Source organism: Mycobacterium sp. 1165178.9, from assembly GCF_001673555.1.
In the GTDB taxonomy this organism is placed as follows: Bacteria; Actinomycetota; Actinomycetes; order Mycobacteriales; family Mycobacteriaceae; genus Mycobacterium.
In genome coordinates this window covers 1-665 of sequence record NZ_LZMB01000596.1, presented here as the reverse complement: position 1 = coordinate 665, position 665 = coordinate 1, and the positions used below count along the sequence as shown (strand labels likewise).

The following is a 665-nucleotide window of genomic DNA, read 5'->3' as shown; positions in this document are numbered from 1 at the left end:
AGTCGGAACCGAACAGAATCTTGTCGACGCCGATGGCCTCGGCGAGTTCCGGCAGATCGTCCTCGTAGTAGGGGGCGATCCAGACGTTGTTGCGCAACTGCTCCACCGGGTCTTCGGGGAAATGCTGGGGCTGGGTGTTCGCCGCCTTCTTCAGTCGCTTGATCAGCCGGTGCACAAAATACGAGCCGTTCTCGATGCTGACCGCCTTGAGTTTCGGATGACGGGTGAACACCCCGTGCACGATCATCGAGGCCATCGTGTCGTGGATGGCTCGGTCGTCGAGGAGCACCTGATCCAGCGGATCTTTGGCGCCGAAGCCCTCGAACGTCGCCTTGCCGCCCCAGGCCGCCGCGATGTGCAGATAACCGCTGTCCGACAGGTGGAATCCCACCGGCACCCCCGCCTCGGCCAGCCGGGCCCACACCGGGTCGTGGCTGGGATCGCCCAGCGACCGCGGCTTGACCAGGCCGGGCACCGGCGCCGGCCGGACCAGCACCAGCTTGGCGCCGCGCGCCAATACGAACTCGACCTCTTCGACGGCCCTGGCGGGATCAGCCAACGAAATGATCGGCGCGGCAATGATCCGGCGATCGGGCCGATCGAAGCCCCAATCCTCGTCGAGCCACAGATTGAACGCATGGACCGACGCCATGGTCGCCTCGATG

At 65.4% G+C, this 665-nt stretch carries 1 protein-coding gene; it reads right to left on the bottom strand.

The window, feature by feature from the left end:
- Positions 1-665, bottom strand: a 665-nt coding sequence (locus A5652_RS26095; protein ID WP_156745544.1) for an amidohydrolase family protein, incomplete at both ends; no start/stop codon positions are given.